Annotated in this window: 18 protein-coding genes; 15 read left to right on the top strand and 3 right to left on the bottom strand. The window is 70.8% G+C overall.

The window, feature by feature from the left end:
- Positions 1-10: 10 nt before the first annotated feature.
- Positions 11-1,021: a TRAP transporter substrate-binding protein DctP gene (gene dctP, locus VEC03_RS05125; protein WP_324913196.1), complete on the bottom strand. Its 1,011-nt coding sequence runs from the start codon at positions 1,019-1,021 to the stop codon at positions 11-13.
- A gap of 61 nt (positions 1,022-1,082) precedes the next feature.
- Complete coding sequence (locus tag VEC03_RS05120; RefSeq protein WP_324913194.1) at positions 1,083-2,669, bottom strand: sulfatase-like hydrolase/transferase; 1,587 nt, start codon at positions 2,667-2,669, stop codon at positions 1,083-1,085.
- 111 nt (positions 2,670-2,780) lie between these two features.
- Here VEC03_RS05120 and VEC03_RS05115 point away from each other — a divergent pair, with 111 nt between their 5' ends.
- Positions 2,781-3,773: a LysR family transcriptional regulator gene (locus tag VEC03_RS05115; protein ID WP_324913192.1), complete on the top strand. Its 993-nt coding sequence runs from the start codon at positions 2,781-2,783 to the stop codon at positions 3,771-3,773.
- Between the two features lie 9 nt (positions 3,774-3,782).
- Here the strand turns inward: VEC03_RS05115 and VEC03_RS05110 are convergent, their stop codons facing one another.
- Positions 3,783-4,787 (bottom strand): LysR substrate-binding domain-containing protein, encoded by a 1,005-nt coding sequence (locus VEC03_RS05110; protein WP_324913191.1) that lies wholly within the window; start codon positions 4,785-4,787, stop codon positions 3,783-3,785.
- A gap of 202 nt (positions 4,788-4,989) precedes the next feature.
- On the opposite strand from VEC03_RS05110, the gene torT reads away from it, so the two are divergent.
- Genes torT through VEC03_RS05040 form a run of 14 tightly spaced genes read left to right on the top strand, consistent with a single transcriptional unit; the run spans position 4,990 to position 18,470 of the window.
- Positions 4,990-6,054 carry a TMAO reductase system periplasmic protein TorT gene (gene torT, locus VEC03_RS05105; RefSeq protein ID WP_324913189.1) on the top strand — a complete coding sequence of 355 codons (1,065 nt, stop codon included), beginning with the start codon at positions 4,990-4,992 and terminating at the stop codon, positions 6,052-6,054.
- A gap of 17 nt (positions 6,055-6,071) precedes the next feature.
- Complete coding sequence (locus VEC03_RS05100; protein ID WP_324913187.1) at positions 6,072-7,607, top strand: sugar ABC transporter ATP-binding protein; 1,536 nt, start codon at positions 6,072-6,074, stop codon at positions 7,605-7,607.
- Between the two features lie 7 nt (positions 7,608-7,614).
- Entirely contained in the window at positions 7,615-8,682 is a 1,068-nt protein-coding gene (locus VEC03_RS05095) for an ABC transporter permease (protein WP_324913185.1), read from the top strand.
- A gap of 34 nt (positions 8,683-8,716) precedes the next feature.
- The gene (locus VEC03_RS05090; RefSeq protein ID WP_324913183.1) at positions 8,717-10,258 is read left to right on the top strand and encodes a 4-hydroxyphenylacetate 3-hydroxylase N-terminal domain-containing protein; all 1,542 of its coding nucleotides are present in this window, start codon (positions 8,717-8,719) and stop codon (positions 10,256-10,258) included.
- Positions 10,259-10,271: 13 nt separating this feature from the next.
- Positions 10,272-11,207, top strand: a complete 936-nt coding sequence (locus VEC03_RS05085) for a VOC family protein (protein WP_324913181.1) — start codon at positions 10,272-10,274, stop codon at positions 11,205-11,207.
- 37 nt (positions 11,208-11,244) lie between these two features.
- Positions 11,245-11,664 carry a RidA family protein gene (locus VEC03_RS05080; RefSeq protein ID WP_324913179.1) on the top strand — a complete coding sequence of 140 codons (420 nt, stop codon included), beginning with the start codon at positions 11,245-11,247 and terminating at the stop codon, positions 11,662-11,664.
- A 13-nt stretch (positions 11,665-11,677) separates the two neighbouring features.
- Positions 11,678-12,211: a flavin reductase family protein gene (locus VEC03_RS05075; RefSeq protein ID WP_324913177.1), complete on the top strand. Its 534-nt coding sequence runs from the start codon at positions 11,678-11,680 to the stop codon at positions 12,209-12,211.
- A gap of 15 nt (positions 12,212-12,226) precedes the next feature.
- On the top strand, positions 12,227-14,578 hold the full coding sequence (locus VEC03_RS05070) for a xanthine dehydrogenase family protein molybdopterin-binding subunit (protein WP_324913174.1): 2,352 nt from the start codon (positions 12,227-12,229) through the stop codon (positions 14,576-14,578).
- Positions 14,575-14,883 (top strand): YciI family protein, encoded by a 309-nt coding sequence (locus VEC03_RS05065; protein WP_324913173.1) that lies wholly within the window; start codon positions 14,575-14,577, stop codon positions 14,881-14,883. Before VEC03_RS05070 ends, VEC03_RS05065 begins: the two co-directional genes overlap by 4 nt.
- Positions 14,884-14,905: 22 nt before the next feature.
- Entirely contained in the window at positions 14,906-15,553 is a 648-nt protein-coding gene (locus VEC03_RS05060) for a carbon monoxide dehydrogenase subunit G (RefSeq protein ID WP_324913171.1), read from the top strand.
- 8 nt (positions 15,554-15,561) lie between these two features.
- Positions 15,562-16,044 (top strand): (2Fe-2S)-binding protein, encoded by a 483-nt coding sequence (locus VEC03_RS05055; RefSeq protein WP_324913169.1) that lies wholly within the window; start codon positions 15,562-15,564, stop codon positions 16,042-16,044.
- Between the two features lies 1 nt (position 16,045).
- On the top strand, positions 16,046-16,876 hold the full coding sequence (locus VEC03_RS05050; protein WP_324913167.1) for a xanthine dehydrogenase family protein subunit M: 831 nt from the start codon (positions 16,046-16,048) through the stop codon (positions 16,874-16,876).
- Positions 16,873-17,736: a fumarylacetoacetate hydrolase family protein gene (locus VEC03_RS05045; protein WP_324913165.1), complete on the top strand. Its 864-nt coding sequence runs from the start codon at positions 16,873-16,875 to the stop codon at positions 17,734-17,736. The genes VEC03_RS05050 and VEC03_RS05045 overlap by 4 nt, the downstream gene beginning before the upstream one ends.
- On the top strand, positions 17,733-18,470 hold the full coding sequence (locus VEC03_RS05040) for a ribonuclease activity regulator RraA (RefSeq protein WP_324913163.1): 738 nt from the start codon (positions 17,733-17,735) through the stop codon (positions 18,468-18,470). The genes VEC03_RS05045 and VEC03_RS05040 overlap by 4 nt, the downstream gene beginning before the upstream one ends.
- Positions 18,471-18,624: the final 154 nt, after the last annotated feature.

The raw sequence follows: 18,624 nt of genomic DNA, 5'->3' as shown, positions 1-18,624 counted from the left end.
CGCCGGCCACTTACTTGCGCAACTGGCTGCGGTAGAACTGCAGCGCGGCCTTGCCGTCGATGCCGCGGGTGCCGGCTTCCTTGACCCACTCGTCCTCGAGGAAGGCGTAGGCCTTGCGCAGGTCCGCCAGCAGCGCCGGGTTGGCTTCGGAGATCTTGATGCCGCCGGCCGCCATCTTCTTCAGGGCTTCCTCGTCGGCCTTGTCCATCTCGGCCAGCCGGGCGGTGAACGCGGCACCGCTGAGCTTGGAGATGGCCTCGCGGTCGGCCGCCGACAGCGATTTCCACTTGCCCTCGTTCATCAGCAGCGCGAACGAGCCGGCGGTGCCCAGCTCCTTGAGCTCCAGCATGCCCTTGGTGCTGGGGGCGAGGTTGAAGGAGTAGATGTCCGGCGCGGTGATCGCCCCGTAGCCGTCGACGATGCCCTTGGACACCACTTCGAAGTAGCGCACCGCCGGCCCGGCCACGATGCCCGAGGTCAGGGCGCCGTACTGGCGCGCCGCCGTCCCCGGCGTGGTCGCGATCTTGGCCGAGCGGAACTGGTCGATGGTGGTGAAGCACTCGTTCAGGCAGAAGAAGTGCTGGGTCGGGAACACGAACAGCGACAGCAGCTCGGTGCCTTTGTAGCGGTTGTCCTTGGCGAAGTACTTCTGGTGCGTCTCCCAGAGCGCGCGCGACATGGCGGCGGACGTTCCGGTGGTGCCCGGCAGTTCGGTCAGCAGCTCGGGCTGCAGCCGCTTGGGCACCACGCCGGTGTACTGCAGCGCGACGTCGGCGATGCCCTTCTGCACCATGTCCATCTGGCCGGGCGGCGGCGCCAGGCTGGCACTGGCCATCTCGATCTTCACCCGGCCCTGGGTGGCCGCCTCGACGTCCTTCATCCAGGGCACCATCACCTTCGAGATGATCGGATGCGTCTGCGGGAAGAAGGTGCTGAACAGCAGCTTGGTCTCGGCCATGGCCGAGCCGGCGCCCACCAGTGCTGCCACGGTGAGCGCACCGCGAATCCAATGCTTGATCATGTGAAAGTCTCCTGCGTCGTTCTGGAGTCAACCGGGGCATTCACCTTTTGGGGCGGCCGCCTCACCATACACCGATGAACAGGCCGTTGCCGCGCCAGTCCTCGGTCCTGCGCACCACCGTCGCTTCGTCGACGGTGGTGCGCACCTTGCGGGCCGAATGCCACTCGAGCAGCCGGTCCTTCATCTCCGCGCGCACCGCGTCCAGGCCGCGCCCCGGCGCATCGCCGAGGTCGACCAGTTCGTCCGGGTCGTGCTGCAGGTCGAACAGCTGCGGGCGCAGCCCCTGCCAGTGCACGTACTTCCAGCGCCGGGTGCGCACCATCCAGCCGCGGCACTGGTCCACCGGCCGGCCCAGCACGTGGCGTGCGTCGCGGAACGCATAGTCGAGCTCGCTGAACACGGCATCGCGCCAGCCGGCGACGCCCTCGCCATGCAGCAGCGGCTGCAGCGAGCGGCCTTCCACCACGTGGCGCGCCGCATCGAGCCCGAGCGCGTCCAGCACGGTGGGCACGACGTCGATGCCTTCCACAAATGCGTCGCTGGCGCTGCCGCGGGTGCGGTCGGCCGAAGCGCGCGGATCGACCACGATCATGGGCACGCGCACCGCCTGCTCGTAGAACAGCTCCTTCTCGCCCAGGCCGTGGTCGCCCAGGTGGTCGCCGTGGTCGGCGGTGAACACCACCAGCGTGTCCTTGGCGCGGCCGCTCTCGTCCAGGTAGTCGATCACCCGGCGCAGGTGGTCGTCGACCTGCTTGACCAGGCCCATGTAGGTCGGGCGCACGTGGCGCACCACGTCCTCGCGCGCGTAGCTGCGGCAGTCGTCGTGGGCCTTGCGGTAGGCCTGCAGCACGGGGTGCGCGTTCTCGGTCGCGGGGTCGGCCTTCACGATGCGGCCGGTGTCCGCATCGCGGTACATCGCGTGGTAGGGCGCCGGCGCCATCAGCGGCCAGTGCGGCTTGATGTACGACAGGTGCAGCACCCAGGGACGGTCGCCCTGCTCGCGCATGAACGCGAGCGCGCGGTCGGTCATGTACGCGGTTTCCGAATGGGCCTCGGCCACGCGCGCCGGCAGGTGGGCGTTGCGCAGCAGCCAGCCTTCGGCGCGGCCGCCGGCCGGGTCGACGCCGCCGACCACGAACTCGGTCCAGGGATCGCGGCTGTCGTAGCCGTGCCGGCGCAGGTAGTCGGCATAGCCGGACTCGGTGCCCGGGGGCGAGTGCCCGTCGTAGCGGTCGAGCTCGCCGAAGCCGCCGTCCAGCCGCATGCGGGCCTCGCGCGAGTCGCGCGGCAGGCCCAGCCGCTCCAGGCTGGCCACGTCGGGGATCACGTGCGTCTTGCCGGCCAGGATGGCCTCGCGTCCGGCGCGCGCCAGGTGGTCGCCGAGGGTGAGCTGGCCGACCGGGAACGGCACGTGGTTCCAGGTGGCGCCGTGGCTGCTGACGTAGCGTCCGGAATAGAAGCTCATGCGCGAAGGCACGCACACCGGCGACTGCACGTAGGCGGCGTCGAAGCGCACGCCGCGCCTGGCCAGCTCATCGACCGCCGGGGTCTGCAGAACGGGATGGCCGTAGCAGGACAGGTAGTCCCAGCGCAGCTGGTCGCACATGATGAACAGCACGTTGCGGATCGGACGGTCGTCGGCGCTCATGGACAGTGTGGGGGCTCGTCAGGCGGACCACTGTCGCACGGGTCGGCTGCCTCGATCCAATGAAACGTCCGGCAGGCGCTATAACCGGCTGGTAATCTTGGGACGATCACCATGGCACGACTCGATTGGTACATCCGCGCGAACCTCAAGCCCCGCCACATGCAGCTGCTGGTCGGACTGGACAACCTGCGGCACGTGGGCCGCGTCGCGGAGATGATGAACGTGAGCCAGCCGGCGGTGTCCAAGGCGCTGGCGGAAATCGAACGCGGCGTCGGCGTCAGCCTGTTCGAGCGCGGCAAGAACGGGCTGGTGCCCACCGTGTATGGCGCCTGCATGATCCGGCTGTGCCGCACCATGCTGCACAGCCTGGACGAGGCCGGCGAGGAACTGCGCCACCTGCAAAGCGGTGCCACCGGCCACGTGCGCGTGGGCGTGCTGCCGGTCGCGGCCCCGGTGCTGGTGCCGCGCGCCGTGATCCAGTTGCAGCGCGAGTCGCCGCGCGCCGTGGTGGTGCTGCACGAGGCCACGGCGGACCGGCTGCTGCCGATGCTGCGCGAAGGCGAGATCGACCTGCTGGTGGGCACCCTGCCGCCGGCGTCGCTGTCGGCCGGCCTGCACGTGGAAGTACTGCACCGGGGCGAAGGCGTCGCCGTGGTCAGCGGCTCGCACCATCCCTTGGCCCGGCGGGCGCGCATCAAGCCGGCCGACCTCGCGCGCCACACGCTGATCATCCCGCCACCCGGGACGCTGTTCCGCTACGCGGTGCAGCAGGTGATGGAGTCACTGCAGATCCCCATGGCCGGCGCGCTGGTCGAGTCCGGCTCCATGACCGCCAGCAACACGCTGCTGCGCGAGACCGACGCCATCAGCTTCTATTCGCCGCACCTGGCGCACCACTACCAGCGGATGAACTGGCTCAAGATCCTGCCGCTGCCGGTGCCCAACACCCCGGTGCCGATCGGCTGCGCCTGGATGCGGCACTCGGAGCCGTCGACCACCACGCAGGCGCTGGTGGCCCGGCTGCGGCAGGTCGCGGCGCAGTCGATGGAGCCGGTCGAGCCCGAGGAGGACGTGCGCGTGGCCGCGGCCGGCGGCCAGCGCTGACGCCCTCGCCTACCAGACGCCGGCCGGCCGCTTGCGCACCTTCGCCGATTGCGGCGACGGCAGCACGTCGGGGGCCACGCGCGGCAGCAGTTCCGCGGTGTCGCGCAGCATCTCGCGCACCACGCGCTGCGCCGTGCCCATGCGCCGGTCCACCATCCACACCAGCCCGACCCGGATCGACAGGTTGGGGATCTCGAGCGGCAGCACCTGCAGCGAGCCCTGGGCGGCGAAGTGCCGCGCAAGGTCGCGCGAGAGGAAGCCGATCGAGTCGGTGAGTTGCAGCACGCCGATGTTGGTCAGCGTGGAGATCGACTCCACGTGCCGGCGCGGCACGTTCACGCCCTGCTCGGCGATGAAGATGTCGATCGGTGTCCGGGTCGAGGCCGTCGGCGGCGGCAGCACCAGCGGGAAGTCCGACAGCATCGGCCACTCGAGCTTGGACAGCGAGGTGAGCGGGTGGTCGCGCCGCACCACCACGGCCACCGGGTCCTCGTAGAGCTCCTCGCTGTCGAATTCCGAGGGCAGCCGGCGGTCCGGCAGCGTGCCCACCACCAGGTCCACGTCGCCGGCCCGCAGCGCCGGAAGCAGCGTGTTCATGGTGCCTTCGCGCACGTTGACCGCGACGTCGGTGGCAGCGGCCTCCAGCCGGGCGATGAAGCGCGGCACCAGCACGCAGGCGGTGGCCGGCAGCACGCCCATGGACACGCGGGTGATGCGCCCCTCGCTGATGTCGCGCAGCTCGTCGCGGGCGGTGGCCAGCCGGGTGAGGATCTCGCGCGCATGCCGGATCAGGCAGGTGCCGTGCTCGGTCGGCTCCATCCCGCGCGGGGTGCGCTCGAACAGCCGCGCGTCCAGGCTGTCCTCGATCTGGGACAGCGTCTTGGAGACCGCCGGCTGGGTCACGTTCAGGTAGGCGGCCACGCGATTGACGCTGCCCAGGTCGTCCATCGCCACCAGCAGTTGCAGGTGCCGCAGTTTCAGGTTGGCACGGATATACCAATCGAGTTTGGGCATGAGAAACACCTAGGGTTAATACCGATCAGCCATAACCATATGGCAATCCGATTTGGCCTGAACTTTCAATAGACCTCATAAGTGCTTCCACCTAGCATGAGTCCAAGTCGCGCTGGAGGAAGACGTACAGGGCGTGACGGGAGCGCAGGCGGTGCAGCCGTCCTGCGATGCACCAAAACCCATTGTTTCAAGAGGTCACTCGATGCTGAAATCCCCCCGTCTGGCGCAAGTCGCCGCCATCGCCGCCCTGGCCTGCGCCAGCGCTGCAGCCCACGCCGCCAACTGGTACCCGCTGAAGGTCGAAGCCGGCCAGTCCGGACAGGCCACCGTGGTCGACTACAGCCCGCTGGCCAAGGCCAGCAAGCCCTGGTCGATCTGCGTGTCCGTCCCGCACATGAAGGACCCGTTCTTCCTGGCCACCAACTACGGCATGGTGGAAGAAGCCAAGCGCCTGGGCGTGCGCATGCAGACGATGGACGCCGGCGGCTATGCCGGGCTGAACACCCAGATCTCGCAGATCGAGAACTGCGTGGCCGGCGGCGCCGACGCCGTGGTGATGGTGGGCATCGCCCGCGACGGCATGAACAACCTGCTGGAGCAGCTCAAGGCCAAGAACATCCCGGTGGTCGACGCGATCAACGGCGTCTCTTCCAAGGACACCGGCGCGCGCGTGCTCACCAGCCCACGTGACGAAGGCCTGCGCGCCGGCCAGTACCTGGCCAAGAAGCATCCCAAGGGCAGCAAGCCGGTGAAGGTGGCGTGGCTGCCGGGCCCCGCCGGCGCCGGCTTCGTGACCGCCTTCACCTCCGGCTTCGAGGAAGGCATCAAGGACAGCGCCGTCGTCATCGCCGAGACCAAGCACGGCGACGTCGGCAAGGAAGTCCAGGCCCGCCTGGCCGAGGACATCCTGCAGACCCACAAGGACCTGGACTACATCGTCGGCACCGCCGTGATGGCCGAGGCCGTGGTGCCGCTGCTGAAGGCGCGCAAGCTGCAGGACAAGGTCAAGCTGGTGTCGGTCTACATGACGCCGGGGGTCTATCAGCACGTCAAGGCCGGGAACATCGAGGCCGCCGGCGCCACGCCCATCGCCCTGACCGGCCGCATCATGCTGGACACCGCGGTGCGCCTGCTGGAGAAGAAGGTGCAGTACGCCGACGTGAACACGATCGGCCACACCTACACCCGCGACAGCATCGGCAAGCTCGACATCCAGACCGTGCTGGCCCCGGCCAGCTACCGGCCGGTGTTCAAGCTGGGCGACTGATTCCGGAGCCGCAGGCCGTGAGCGTCGCCGTCCCGCACGTCGAGTCCAGCGCTGCCCGCAGCGGCGTCCCCGCCCTGCGGGTGCGCGGGCTGTCGCGCCGCTATGGCCAGCACCTGGCGCTGCAGGACGTGACGCTGGACCTGCACGCCGGCGAGGTGCACGTGCTGTTCGGCGAGAACGGCGCGGGCAAGTCGACGCTGATCTCCATGCTGGCCGGCGCGCGCGAACCCAGCGCCGGCGAGATCGAGATCGGCAGCCACCGCGGCATCTTCGGCTCCGTGGGACAGGCGCGCGCGCATGGCGTGCGGGCCGTGTTCCAGGAGTTCTCGCTGGTGCCCACGCTCACGGTGGCGGAGAACATCACGCTGGGCGAGGAGCCGGTGCGCCGCGGCCTGCTGTCGCGCGCCGCTGCCCGCGCCGAAGCGGCCGCGCTGGTCGAGCGCCTCGGCTTCGCGCTCGACGTGGACGCCAAGGTGGCCGACCTGCCGCGCGGCAAGCAGCAGATGGTGGAAATCTGCAAGGCCCTGCGCCAGGCGCCGCGCGTGCTGATCCTGGACGAGCCCACGGCCTCGCTGTCCGAGCACGATGCCCAGGCGCTGTTCGGCCTGGTGCGCCGGCTCAAGGCCGACGGCACCGCCATCGTCTACATCACCCACCGCCTGCACGAGATCCCGGCCCTCGGCGACCGGGTGACCGTGCTGCGCGACGGCCAACAGGTCGCCACCGTGCCGGCCGACACGCCCGAGCACCGGCTGATCGAGCTGATGACCGGCCGCACGCTGGCCAACATCTATCCCGCACCGGGCCCGGTGGGCGAACGCGTGCGGCTCTCGCTCGAGGACGTGAGCCTGGCCCTGCGGCCGGGCACCGTCACCGTGCGCGACGCGCGGCTGCAGGTGCGCGCCGGCGAGATCGTCGGCATCGCGGGCCTGGTCGGCTGCGGCAAGAGCGAACTGGCGCAGGCCTGCTTCGGGCTGCGCCCGCTGGCCGCCGGCCGCATCGAGCTGGACGGCCGGGCGGTGCGCTTCGGCCACCCGGCGGATGCGATCGCCGCCGGCCTCTGGTACAGCCCGGCCGACCGCAAGCACGACGGGCTCGCGCTGGGCCTGCCCGCCGGCGACAACATGTCGCTGTCCGGCCTGCGCTTCGGCCCGGTGCGCGGCCGCTGGCTGCGGCCCCGGCGCGAACGCGCTCAGCTGCGCGAGCTGTCGCAGCAGGTGGATTTCGCGGCGCCGCGGCTGCGCGAGCCGGCCGCCAACTTCTCCGGCGGCAACCAGCAGAAGGTGATGCTGGCCAAGGGACTGGCGCAGGACATCGGCGTGTACGTGTTCGACGAACCCACCGTCGGCGTGGACGTCGGCGCGCGCCAGGCGATCTACCGCTGCCTGGCACAGCTGAGCGCCGCCGGCGCCGCCATCCTGCTGGTCTCGTCCGACCTGCCCGAGCTGCTGGGCATGACGCACCGCCTGCTGGTGATGAACGACGGCCGCATCACCGGCGAATTCCGGCGCGACGAGTACGACGAGCACCGCATCCTCGCGAAGTTCTTCTGACCCGACCATGAACACCACCACCGCCACTGGCACCCTCGACGCCCCCCCGACGCCGGCCGTGCCGGACGCGATGCCCGCCGCCATGCCGGCTGCCGCGCAGGACGCCGCCCGCCGCTTCGACCCGATCGGCTGGCTGCGCCGCAACCGCCAGGACCTGGCGCTGCCGCTGATGTTCGTCGGCGCGCTGCTGGTGTTCAGCCTGCAGGCGCCCGGCTTCCTGACGGCCGACAACCTGACCAACATGGCGCGCCAGTCGGTGTACCTGCTGATCGTGGCGCTCGGGCAGCTGATCGTGCTGATCGGCGGCGGGCTGGACCTGTCGATCGGCATGGTGGTCTCGCTCACCTCGGTCACCAGCGCCACCGTGATGGCCGCCGTCTATGCGGCACAGCCGGAAGCCCCCTGGCTGGCCATTGCCGCCGGCACCGCCGTCGGCCTGGCGATCGGCTGCATCGTCGGCCTGGTCAACGGGCTCGGCAGCACGCTGCTGAAGATCCCGCCGTTCATGATGACGCTGGGCATGTCGTCGGTGCTGTTCGGCATCACGCTGCTGGTGTCGGGCGGCGTGCCGATCTACGGCCTGCCGCCGGAACTGGGCGAGGTGTTCGGCTTCGGCGAATTCCTCGGCATTCCGGTGCCGGCCCTCGTCGCGGTGGCGCTGGTCGCAGCGACCTACGTGCTGCTCGAGTGGTCGCGCTTCGGCCGCCACCTGTACGCCACCGGCGGCAACCTGCGCGCGGCCGAGTTGTCCGGCGTGCGCACCGGCCGCGTGCTGGTGGTCTCCTTCATGCTGTCCGGCGTGATGGGCGTGATCACCGGGCTGCTGCTGACGGCGCGCCTGGACACCGGCGAAGCCAACATCGGCACCAACCTGCCGCTCGAATCCATCGCCGCCTGCGTGATCGCCGGCGTCAGCCTGGCCGGTGGCCAGGGCCGCACGCTCAAGGTGCTGCTGGGCACCCTGCTGATCATGCTGGTGGGCAACGGCCTGAACCTGATGCAGGTCGGCGCGTACGCCCAGACCATGTCGATCGGCGCCATCCTCATCTTCGCCATGGCGCTCGCGCGCCACTGACCCTTCCTTTCCCACCGACGGAGACACACCCCCCATGAATGCCCCCATGCAGCACACCGCGCTGATCCCCCTGACCGGTAAGGAATACCTGGAGAGCCTGCAGGACGACCGCGAGGTCTGGATCTACGGCGAGCGCGTGAAGAACATCGTCGAGCACCCGGCGTTCCGCAATTCGGCGCGCATGGTCGCCCGCTTCTACGACGCCCTGCACGACCCGGCCCGCCGCGAGGTGCTGACCGCGCCGACCGAGTGGGGCGGCTACACGCACAAGTTCTTCCAGGCGCCCAGGACGGTGGCCGACCAGGTCGCCTCGCGTGACGCGATCGCCGAGTCGCAGCGCATCTCGTACGGCTGGATGGGCCGCTCGCCCGACTACAAGGGCAGCTTCCTGGCCACGCTGGGCGCCAACGCCTCCTACTACCGCGGCTACGAGGCCAATGCCACCGCCTGGTACCGCAAGGCCCAGGAGCGCACCTGGTACATCAACCACGCGATCATGAACCCGCCGGTGGACCGCAACAAGCCGAGCGCCGACACCTCCGACGTGTTCGTGCGGGTGGTCAAGGAGAACGACGCCGGCATCTTCGTCAGCGGCGCCAAGGTGGTTGCCACCGCGTCCGCCCTGACCCACTACACCTTCGTGGCCCACGCCGGCCAGATCCCGATCAAGGACCCGGCCTACGCGCCCGTGTTCATCGTCCCGACCGGCGCCCCCGGCGTGAAGATGATCTCGCGCTACTCCAACGAGCAGCGCGCCGCCGTGCTGGGCAGCCCGTTCGACTACCCGCTGTCCTCGCGCATGGACGAGAACGACGCCATCCTGGTGCTGGACAACGTGTTCGTGCCCTGGGAGAACGTGTTCATGCACGGCGACGTCGAGCAGGCCAACGACTTCGCCCCCGGCTCCGGCTTCAACGCCCGCGCCGCCATGCACGGCTGCACCCGGCTGGCCGTCAAGCTGGACTTCATCGTCGGCGTGCTGAGCAAGGCGCTGAAGATCACCGGCACCAGCGCCTTCCACGGCGTGCAGTCGCGCTTCGGCGAGGTGGTCGCCTGGCGCAACACCATGTGGGGCCTGTCGGACGCGATGGCCAAGAGCAACATCCCCTGGAACGGCATGGTGCAGCCCGACGCCCGCTTCGGCGCCGCCTACCGCACGATCTCGCAGGTCGCCTTCCCGCAGATCAAGCAGATCATCGAGGCCAGCGTGGCGAGCGGCCTGATCTACCTGCCCTCGCACGCCGACGACTTCAAGGCGCCCGAGATCCGCGGCTACCTGGACCGCTACCTGCGCGGTAGCGGCGGCGTGGACGCGGAAGGCCGGGTCAAGGTGATGAAGCTGCTGTGGGACTGCATCGGCACCGAGTTCGGCGGCCGCAGCGAGCTGTACGAGATCAACTACCTGGGCTCCAACGACGTGACCCGCCTGGCCAACCTGTGGGAATCGCAGGGCAGCGGCGACATGGCGCAGATGGAAGCCATGGTCGACCGCTGCATGGGCGAGTACGACCTGGACGGCTGGACCGCCCCCGACCTGGTCGGCAACGACGACGTCCGCGTCCTGCGGCGCGGCTGACGGAGCGCACGCCATGCCCAAGGCCATCGACACCGCCTACGTCGTCTACCAGGTCCGCGACCTGGACCGCATGGAGTCCTTTATGCACGACTTCGGCCTTGTCACCGCCCAGCGCGGGCCGGACCAGCTCGCGCTGCGCGGCGCCGGCCCGGCGCCGGTGATCCACGTCACCCGCAAGGGGCCGGACGACCGCTTCATCGGCGCGGCGCTGCAGATGGCGTCGCGCGCCGACCTCGACGCCCTGGCGCAACTGCCGGGCTCGTCGCCGGTGGAGCCCATCCTCGACCTGCCCGGCGGCGGCTTCCGGGTGCGCACCACCACGCCCGACGGGATCCCGATCGACGGCGTCTGGGGCCAGGAGCCGGCGCAACCGCTGGGCCTGCGCGACCCCAACCCCTTCAACGCCGGCACGGTCAAGCGCCGCATCAACGCCTCGCTGCGCCCCAAGCGCGAGCCGGGCCTGGTGCTGCGGCTGGGCCACTTCGTGCTGCACGTCAGCGACCACGAGGCAACCAAGGCCTGGTTCGCCGACCGCTTCGGGCTGCTGGACTCGGACTACCTGTGCGTCCCCGAGGACGAGGCCCGCGTGATGGGCACCTTCGTGCGCTTCGACTGCGGCGAGCAGCCGGTGGACCACCACGCGATGCTGATCCTGCAGGCCGACCACCTGGGCGTGCACCACTGCAGCTTCGAGATGCAGGACATCGACGCCGTGTTCGGCGCGCACGACTACCTGATGGAGAAGGGCTACCGGCTGGAGTGCGGCGTCGGCCGCCACCTGGTTGGCAGCCAGATCTTCGACTACTGGCGCGACCCGTTCGACTTCCGGGTCGAGCACTACACCGACGGCGACGTCGCCAACTGCCACTACCAGCCGGTGCGCTACGCGGTCCCCGCCGACGAGACCACGCAGTGGGGCATGCAGCCCCCGCGCACCTTCTTCGAATGAATTTCCCTCAACCGTCACCAACTCAAGGAGAGCTCCGATGACGACCACCCCGCTGAAGCAGCAGCGCTTCATCTCCCCCCACGTGGCCGAGTACCCGCCCGGCCACTGGTCCAACTGCATCCGGGTTGGCGACCAGATCTGGCTGTCGGGCTTCACCGCCCGCTCCAACGACCTCAAGACCATCCACGGCGTGGGCGACGCGTACGAGCAGGCCAAGGTGATCTTCACCAAGGTCAAGCACTGCCTGGAGGCCGCCAACGCCACCATGGCCGACGTGGTCACCATGACGATCTACGTGACCGACATGGCCGACAACAAGGCCATCTGGAAGGCTCGCCAGGAGTTCTTCAGCGGCGACTTCCCCTGCTCCACGCTGGTGCAGGTGGCTTCGCTGGCCAACCCCGAGATCAAGCTCGAGATCACCTGCCAGGCGATGGCAGGCTCCGGCAAGGCCTGAGCTAGGAGTCGCGATGCCCCCGATAGCTTCCGCATCGCTCGCGAGCGCCGTCGAGGGCGTCGCGCCCGGATTCACCGCGCGCGAGTTCCGCGACGCGATGGGCCAGTTCGCCACCGGCGTGGTCGTCATCTCCACCGAGGTGGACGGTGACGCCCACGCGATGACCGCCAATGCCTTCATGTCCGGCTCGCTCGAGCCGCCGCTGGTGCTGGTGTCGGTGGCGTGCACGGCCCGCATGCACGACAAGATCCGCAACGCCGGCCAGTTCGGCGTCAGCGTGCTCGGCCAGCACCAGCTGCCGGTCAGCAGCCACTTCGCCGGCCGGCCGGTGGAGGGCTTCGCGCCCGAGTTCGACCGTCTGCACGACCTGCCGGTGATCCGTGGCGCGGCCGTGCACGTGGCGGCCCGCCTGGAGCATGCTTATCCCTGCGGCGACCACACGCTCTACGTGGGGCGGGTGATGGCGCTGCGCGGCGAGGCCGGGAAGCCGCCGCCGCTGCTGTATCACGGCGGCCGCTATGCCGCCGCCCAACCGATGGCCGCCTGACGGCCACGAAAGAACATGAAGGCTGAACCGATCGAGCGGGCCCTGCACGGCATCGGCGCGCCCCTGCCCCGGCTGGAGGACCCGCGCCTGCTCACCGGGCTGGGCCGCTACGCCGACGACGAGGTGCGGCCGGACCTGCTGCGCGGTTACGTGCTGCGCTCGCCGGTCGCCCATGCCCGCATCCGCTCCATCGACGTGAGCGGCGCCCTGGAAGTGCCCGGCCTGGTGGCCGTGCTGACGGGCGAGGACTACGCGGCCGACGGCCTGGGCCTGATGCCCTGCGTCAGCATCCCGCCCACCATCACCGGCCGCACCTACCACAAGACCCCGTTCCCGCCGCTGGAGAGCGAGCGCGTGCTCGCCGTGGGCAGCGGGGTCGCCTTCGTGGTGGCCGAGACGCTGGCCGCCGCGATGGACGCGGCCGAGCGCATCGTCGTCGACTACGAGCCGCTGCCGGCGGCGCCCACCGTGGAGGCGGCCATCGAACCCGGCGCGCCGCTGGTGTGGCCCGAGGCCGAGGGCAACCGCTGCTTCCAGCACGAGATGGGCGACGCCGCGCAGACCGCGGCCGCCTTCGAGGGCGCGGCCCACGTGGTGCGCGCCCGGGTGCGCAGCCAGCGCGTGGCCGGCAACCCGCTGGAGCCGCGTGCCGCGCTGGGCGTGTTCGACGAAGGCGAAGGCCGCTGGCACCTGACCAGCTCGGCGTCCAACCCGCACCGCATCCGGCTGCTGCTGGCCGAACACATCTTCCGCGTCCCGGCCCACCGCATCCACGTGGTGGCCGGCGACGTCGGCGGCGGCTTCGGCACCAAGGGCGGCCTGTACCCGGAGGAGATCCTGGTGCTGTGGGCCGCCCAGCGCATCGGCCGCCCCGTCAAGTGGGTGAGCGACCGCAGCGAGGCCTTCCTGTCCGACTTCAACGGCCGCGACCAGCTGGCCGATGCCGAGATGGCGCTGGACGCCGACGGCAAGGTGCGCGCGCTGCGCGTGGTCGTCAACCACAACCTCGGCTGCCAGCTCGGCCCGTCGACGGCGCACCCCCCGCTGGTGGGCTGCCGCATGCTGTCGGGGGTGTACGCGATCCCGGCGATGCACGTCGAGATCAACGGCATCTTCACCCACAGCCGCACGCTGACCACCTACCGCGGCGCCGGCCGGCCCGAGGCCACGCTGGTGGTCGAGCGCATGATGGACCTGGCGGCCGCGCAGCTGGGCATGGATCCGGTGGCGATCCGCCGCCGCAACTTCATCCAGCCCGCGCAGATGCCCTACCGCACGGCCATCGGCGAGACCTACGACAGCGGCGAGTTCGAGGCCTGCATGGACGCTGCGCTCGAGCTGGCCGACTGGAACGGCTTCGAGGCGCGCCGCGCCGAGAGCGCCCGCCGCGGCAAGCTGCGCGGGCGCGGCCTGTCCTGCTACATCGAGGTGTGCGCCACCATCAGCGACCGCATGGAGGTGCGCTTCGACGCGACCGGCGGCCTGACCATCCTGGCCGGCACCTTCAGCTACGGCCAGGGCCACCACACCAGCTACGCGCAGATGGTGCACGAGTGGCTGGGCGTGCCGCTGGACCGGATCCGCTTCGTGCAGGGCGACACCGACAAGATCGCCAACGGCCGCGGCAGCTTCGGCTCGCGCAGCATGACCGTGGGCGGCTCGGCGCTCAAGGCGGCCTGCAACCAGGTGATCGAGCGCGGCCGCCAGGTCGCCGCCATCCTGCTGGGCCGGTCGCCGGAAAGCCTGGCCTTCGCCGACGGGCACTACCGCGACACGGCCGATCCGGCCACCAGCATCAGCCTGGACAAGGTGGCCCGCGCCACCTACGCCTGGGGTTCGCCCAAGCCGCTGCCGGCCGAGCTGTGGTCCGGGCTGGAAGGCGTGGGCCACTTCAGCGCCAACCCGCAGAACTACCCCAACGGCTGCTACATCGCGGAGGTGGAGGTGGAGCCCGACACCGGCGAGGTGAAGCTGGTGGACGTGAGCGCGGTGGACGACGTCGGCACCGTGGTCAACCCGCTGCTGCTGGAAGGCCAGATCATGGGCGGCATCGCCCAGGCGGCCGGCCAGGTGCTCAAGGAGGCGGTGGTGCACGCGCCCGACGGCCAGCTGCTCACCGGCGCCTTCACCGACTACGCCATGCCGCATGCGGCCGACTTCCCGCGCTTCCGGCTCGCCCTGCGGCCGGTCCCGACCCAGACCAACCCGCTGGGGGTCAAGGGCGGCGGCGAGGCCGGCACGGTCGGCCTGCCGCCGGCGATCGTCGGCGCCATCGTCGACGCGCTGCGCCCGCTGGGCGTGCGCGACATCCGCTGCCCCGCCACCCCGCTGGCGGTGTGGAACGCCATCCAGGAAGCCCACCCATGAATCTCTACATGGTCTACCGCATCGATCGCGACGACGGCCAGGCCGCGGCGATCCGCGCGGCCACCCGCCCCGCCCACCGGGCCTACATGGACCAGTTCGCCGCGCGCGTGCGCCTGGGCGGCCCCATCCTGGACGCCGACGGCCAGGGCTGCGGCGGCCTGATGCTGATCGAGGCCGAGAGCGAACAGGCCGTGCGCGAGATGGTGGCGAACGATCCGTTCGAGCTCGCCGGCCTGTCTTCGCGCATCGACATCCATCCCTTCCGCTGGCAGACCAACCGGCCGGCGGACCTGCCGCCTCTGTGAGCGGCGACCCGAGAGGAACACCATGGAACTGACAGGCGAGCAGCGGTTGCCGGTGGCGCGCGAACGCGTCTGGGCCGCCCTGCTGGACACCGAAACCCTGCGCGCGGCCATCCCCGGCTGCGAGGCCGTGACCCACGAGGGCGACGGCCGCTACAGCGTCAGCGTCGTGGCCGCGGTCGGCCCGGTCAAGGCCCGCTTCAAGGGCCGGCTGCAGCAGCAGGACCTGCAGCCGCCACGGCGCTACACGCTGAGCTTCGACGGCGACGGCGGCATGGCCGGCTTCGCCAAGGGCAGTGCCGACGTCGAACTGACCGAGGCCGACGGCAACAGCACCGTGCTCGCCTACCGGGCCCAGGCCCAGATCGGCGGCCGGCTGGCGCAGATCGGCTCGCGGCTGGTGGACGCCACGGCAGCGCGCATGTCGCAGCAATTCTTCGAGCGGCTCACCGCCGTGATCACCGCGCCGCCGCAAGAGGCCGCGCCGCAGGAAGCGGCGCCGCAAGCCGCCGTGGCGCAGCCCCGTCCGGTCGCGCCGGCACCGGTGGCCACCGGCGCCGCCGTCCCGGCCGCCGGCTGGAGCGGCAGCGTCACCATCAGCATGCCGGGCTGGGCCTGGGCCTTCACCGTCGCTGCGGCCACCCTGCTGGCCGGCTGGATCGCCGCGCACTGAGGCCCGCCATGACCACCCGCGAGATCACCCTCACCGTCAACGGCATCCGCCGCACGCATGCGGTGGAGCCGCGCACGCTGCTCGTGCAGTTCCTGCGCGAGCACTGCGGGCTGACCGGCACCCACGTGGGCTGCGACACCACCCAGTGCGGCTGCTGCACCGTGCACCTGGACGGGCGCTCGGTGAAGTCCTGCACCTTCCTGGCGGTCCAGGCCGATGGCCGCGAGGTCACCACCATCGAAGGCATCGGCAATCCACGCGAGCTGCACCCGCTGCAGGAGGCCTTCCGCGAGCACCATGCGCTGCAGTGCGGCTTCTGCACGCCGGGCATGGTCATGCAGGGCATCGACATCATCCGCCGCGGGCGCGCTGGCGACGAGGCCGCCGTGCGCCAGGACCTGGAGGGCAACCTCTGTCGCTGCACTGGCTACCAGAACATCGTCGACGCGATCCAGGACTGCGCCAGGCGGTGCGGACCGGAAGGAGTCTGAGGTGGTCGACTTCGACTACGCCCGCCCGCGCAGCCTGCAGGAGGCGCTGGATCTGCTCGCATCCAATCCCGAGGCGCGGCCGCTGGCCGGCGGCCAGACGCTGATTCCCACGCTGAAGCAGCGCCTCGCGCGGCCGGCCCTGCTGGTCGACCTGCAGGACGTGCCCGGCCTGCGCGGCATCACCGTCGGGGACGGCTTCGTGACCGTCGGGGCCATGACGCCGCATGCGCAGACCGCGTCCGATCCGGGCGTGCGCGCGGCCATCCCGGCGCTCGCGCACCTGGCCTCGGGGATCGCCCATCCGCAGGTGCGCCACGTCGGCACCATGGGCGGATCGATCAGCAACAACGACCCGGCCGCCGACTACCCCGGCGCCCTGCTGGGACTGGGCGCGGAAGTGCAGACCAGCCGCCGCCGCATCGCCGCCGACGACTTCTTCACCGGCCTGTTCAGCACCGCGCTGGAGCCGGTCGAGCTGGTGCTGCAGGTGCGCTTCCCGGTGCCGGTGCGCGCCGGCTACTGCAAGATCGCCAACCCCGCCTCGGGCTACGTCACCACCGGCTGCTTCATCGCCGACTTCGGCCAGGGCCGGGTGCGCGTCGCTGTCAACGGCGCCGGCCCCTGTGTGTTCCGCCAGGCGGCGCTGGAGCGTGCGCTGGCGGCCGACTTCTCCCCTGCGGCACTGTCGGGCTTCCGGCAGGACCCGCAGGGCCTCAACGCCGACCTGCATGCCAGCGCGGCCTACCGCGCGCAACTGGTCGGCGTGGCCGCGCGGCGCGCGCTCGAAATGGCGCTGGCCGCCCCTTCCCAACTGGAGACCCATTCCGCATGAAACTGATGTCCTATGTCACGCCCCAGCGCGCCAGCTTCGGAGTGGTGCGCGGCGACGAGGTGGTCGACATGGGCCTGCGCCTCGGCGCCGGCTGCCCGGACCTGAAGGCCGCGATCGCCCAGGGCCTGCTGCCGCGCATCGCGCAACTGGCCGACCGGGCCCCGGCCGACTTCCACTTGGACCAGGTGGTGCCGCTGCCGGTGATCCCCAACCCGGCCCGCATCCTGTGCGTGGGCCTGAACTACTTGGCGCACCGCGCCGAGGGCCAGCACAAGACCGAGGCCGCGGCGCCGACCATCTTCCTGCGCCTGCCCGAGTCGCAGGTGGGCCACGGCCGCCCCCTGGTGTGCCCGCGCGAGTCGGAGCAGTTCGACTACGAGGCCGAGCTCGCGGTGGTGATCGGCAAGGCCGGCCGCCGCATCGCCAAGGCCGACGCGCTCGGCCACGTGGCCGGCATCAGCGCCTACAACGACGGCTCGGTGCGCGACTGGCAGCTGCTGATGGGCCAGTGGTCGCCGGGCAAGAACTTCCCCGCCACCGGCGCCTTCGGCCCCTGGCTGGTGACAAGCGACGAACTGCCGGCCGATCGCGTGCTGTCGCTGGTGTGCCGCCTGAACGGCCAGGAGATGCAGCGCACCACCACCGACCTGATGATGTTCAGCATCCCCGAGCTGATCGCCTTCGTGTCCACCTTCACCACGCTGGAGCCGGGCGACGTGCTGGTCACCGGCACCCCCGGCGGGGTGGGCCTGCGGCGCAACCCGCAGGTGTGGATGAAGCACGGCGACGTGGTCGAGATCGAGCTGGAAGGCGTGGGCGTCCTGCGCAACCCGGTGGTCAAGGAAGGAGCGCCCGCGTGAGCGCCGCCCTGTCCGAGAAGGTCCGCGCGCAGCTGGCGCGCAGCGGCGCGGCCAACATCGCCAACTGCCTGCTCAAGCGCGGGCTGCGCAACACCTTCCTGCTCGGCCTGCAGCCGATGTCGCCCGAGCAGCCGGTGCTGGTCGGCCCCGCCTGGACCGTGCGCTTCATCCCGGCGCGCGAGGACCTGGACACGATGGCGCTGTATGCCACGGACGCCAGCCTGCACCGCCGCGCGATCGAGGAATGCCCGCCCGGCTCGGTGCTGGTGCTGGCCCCCGGCGGCGATGCCCGGGCCTCCGTGATGGGCGACATGATGGCGCTGCGCCTCAAGGTGCGCGGCGTGCGCGGCGTGGTCACCGACGGCGGCTACCGCGACGCGCCCGGCATCCGCGCCACCGGCCTGCCCTGCTTCCAGGTCCGCGACTCCGGCCCGGCCACGCCGATCGCGCTCAGCCCGGTCGAATTCGACGTGCCGGTGGGCGTTGCCGGCGTGGCGATCTATCCCGGCGACGTCATCGTCGGCGACGGCGAGGGCGTGGTGTGCATCCCGCGCCACCTGGTGGAGGAAGTGGCCGCCGAGGCAGCCAGCAATGCCGACTACGAGGTGTTCGTGGCCGCCCACCTGCGCCTGGGCCGCTCGATCTTCGGCCTGTTCCCGGCCACGCCGCAGAGCCGGGCCGAGTTCGACGAGTGGGTGGCGGCCGGGCGTCCGCCGCTGGAACGCAAAGGCTGACTGAGCGCTGGCGGCCTTGTATCTTCAGGCCTCGGACCAGCTCGGGTAGCCCGAGCGGCCTCTGGGCCAGTTGTTGAAGCCCGTGCCTGAGCACTGGGCGCCCGAGTTGGACCGTCCTTTCTTGCAGCCCGAACGGTTGTAGGAATCTGCAGTT

This window comes from Ramlibacter sp. (genome assembly GCF_035627355.1).
Lineage (GTDB): Bacteria > Pseudomonadota > Gammaproteobacteria > Burkholderiales > Burkholderiaceae_C > Ramlibacter.
Note: the sequence above shows the minus strand (reverse complement) of the source record. Positions and strands in the feature narration are given on the sequence as shown.